Genomic DNA, 2,649 nt, shown 5'->3' on the forward strand with positions numbered 1-2,649 from the left:
ACTCCAAGCATCCAAAGCTAACCGCTCTTGCTCTTCTCACCCTTGAACTTGCTTTTTCACGGCTAACGATCACTTTCAAGCTCCACTCCTGCTAATGACATGAATTTCTTATTTTTTATATAATGCAATAAAATCATTGATGGGTTCTTTTAGAAAATGGATTAAAAAACAGAAATTCTGTCAGCTTGGAGCTCTGCTACTTGCAAACAAAAAAGCTTGTTTGAAAGTTCACCGCCCTCTACTTGTAAACCAGGGCCTTATTTGAAAGTTCGCCTCCAATTCAAAACAATTCAATCGTACTAATTTTTCAATTTACATTCGTTGACAACAAAAAAGGCTGGGGCAGGGATCCCAACCTAATTATTTTAGGTCTAATCAGTAGTTTTTATAGTGGATAACGCAATATAAGTGCTTCAACATGATTACTTATGAGCAGGAGTGGAGCTCGAGTTTAATCGTTAGCCATGAAAAAGCAAACGAAGCGAATTAGGGAGAGTTGGCGCAAGCCTTACTCTCCCTTTAAGTCTCGTTAGGCGAGAGACCTTGGCTCGAGCCGGTGCCATGGCTTTTTAACGATCAAACTCGAAGCGAAATGGATGCTCACCAGCACGATTTTCTGGGAAGATTTGAATTGACTTTCTATTGGGGCTTCGTTATCCTTAAGTATTGTTAGGAGGAGCGGCGGACTTGTTTTGCTGGCTCCTAGATCAGTTAAGGGGCGAATGTGAATGGAATTGGAAAAGACGAATGAGATGAACCGCCTCTATGATTTTTATGGCGATTTGTTGACGGCTAAGCAGCAGGCTTATATGGCGCTCTATTACCAGGATGATTATTCGCTGGGGGAGATTGCGGAGGCTTATGATGTCAGTCGTCAGGCGGTCTATGACAATATTAGGCGGACGGAGAAGATTCTCCAGCACTATGAAGCGGTCCTCCATAATGTCAAGGCCTACCGCCAGCGTAAGCGTTTGGGTCAGAAGGTCCAATCCTATATCGACAGCCAGTATCCGGAAGATCAAGTCTTGCATGAGATGCTGGCAGAATTGATGTTATTAAATGATGAAATCGATGACTAAAGTGTGAGGTGTAAATATGGCATTTGAAAATTTATCAGACCGCTTGCAGGGTGCCATCCAGGGTGTCGGCAAGAAGGGTAAGATTACTGAAGCAGACCTGAAGGAAATGATGCGGGAAGTCCGCCTGGCCCTCTTGGAAGCCGATGTTAACTTCAAGGTGGTTAAGAGCTTTGTCAAGCGGGTCAATGAGCGGGCTCTGGACAGTGAGGTTCTAGCTTCCTTATCGCCGGCCCAACAGGTGGTTAAGATTGTTAACGAAGAGTTGACCGAGCTCTTAGGGGGCGAGCAGGTAGGTATCGACTATGCGTCAGCTGGTCAACCGACTGTCCTCATGATGGTCGGCCTCCAGGGGGCAGGGAAGACGACAACAGCCGGGAAGTTAGCCAATTACCTGCGCAAGGAAAAAGACCGCAAGCCCCTCTTAGTAGCAGGCGACATCTACCGGCCAGCTGCCATCAACCAGCTCCAAACTATCGGCCAGCAGCTGGACCTGCCCGTCTTTGAATTGGGTAACCAGGTGGACCCGGTCGAAATTTCCGAGAAGGCCATCCAATACGCCCAAGAAAAGGGCTATGACACGGTCTTTATCGATACTGCAGGTCGTCTCCAAATTGATGAGAAATTGATGGACGAGCTCAAGAATATCAAGGCCGCCGTCAATCCTAATGAAATTCTTTTGACTGTAGACGCCATGACCGGGCAGGAAGCTGCTAACGTGGCCAAGGCCTTCGATGATGAGCTAGAAATCACCGGGGTTATGCTGACCAAGCTGGACGGGGACTCCCGGGGCGGGGCGGCCCTTTCCATTGCCAGCATCACGGGCAAGCCAATTAAATTCGCCGGGACCGGGGAGAAGTTGGAAGACATTGAAATCTTCTACCCTGACCGGATGGCCAACCGGATCCTGGGCATGGGGGATATGTTGACTCTGATCGAGCGCGCCCAGAAGGAATTCGACGAGGCGGAAGCTGAAGCCATGGCCGCTAAGATGCGGGAGAATACCTTCGACTTCAACGACTTCATGAAGCAGATGGAGCAGATGAATAAGATGGGGCCCTTGGAAGATATTATCAAGATGATCCCTGGCCTCAACCAAATGCCGGGCTTGGACCAGCTCAAGATTGATCCAAAAGAAATGACCCGGACCAAGGCTATTATCCAGTCCATGACTAACTTCGAACGGGAAAATCCAGATGAAATTTCCCAGAGCCGGCGCAAACGGATTGCCAAGGGTTCAGCGACTACGGTGGCTGAAGTTAACCGCTTGATCAAGCAGTTCAACCAGTCCCGGGACATGATGAGCAAAATCTCCAATGGCAACTTGGGCGGTTTGGACAAGCTCATGGGCGGCATGGGCCAAGCAGGCGGCGGCAAACGCAACAAGATGCAAGAAGTCGCCAGCCGCCGTATGATGCGCAAGTTAAATAAGAAGCTCGGGAAAAAGAAACGCCGTTAAGGATTGGTTGTAGATTATTGTTTCGGGAATGGTGCTGGTGAGCATGCGTTCCGCTTTGATTTTTTTCGTTAAAGAGCCACGGCACCGGCTCGAGCCAAGGTCTCTCGCCTAGCG

2 protein-coding genes are annotated in these 2,649 nt (G+C 48.8%); both read left to right on the forward strand.

Features of this window, described 5'->3' with window-relative positions:
- Nucleotides 1–728: 728 nt before the first annotated feature.
- A complete protein-coding gene (locus HMPREF2626_RS03615; RefSeq protein ID WP_070617568.1) occupies nt 729–1,079 on the forward strand; it encodes a putative DNA-binding protein in 351 nt (116 codons plus the stop codon).
- A gap of 16 nt (nt 1,080–1,095) precedes the next feature.
- Nucleotides 1,096–2,535, forward strand: a complete 1,440-nt coding sequence (ffh, locus tag HMPREF2626_RS03620) for a signal recognition particle protein (RefSeq protein WP_070617572.1) — start codon at nt 1,096–1,098, stop codon at nt 2,533–2,535.
- The last annotated feature ends 114 nt before the right edge of the window (nt 2,536–2,649 follow it).

Origin of the sequence: Aerococcus sp. HMSC062A02 (genome assembly GCF_001809535.1) — a bacterium.
Lineage (GTDB): Bacteria > Bacillota > Bacilli > Lactobacillales > Aerococcaceae > Aerococcus.

Coding starts and splice junctions, on each gene's coding strand:
- ffh (WP_070617572.1), top strand. CDS start 1,096: ATGGCATTTGAAAATTTATCAGACCGCTTGCAGGGTGCCATCCAGGGT.
- HMPREF2626_RS03615 (WP_070617568.1), top strand. CDS start 729: ATGGAATTGGAAAAGACGAATGAGATGAACCGCCTCTATGATTTTTAT.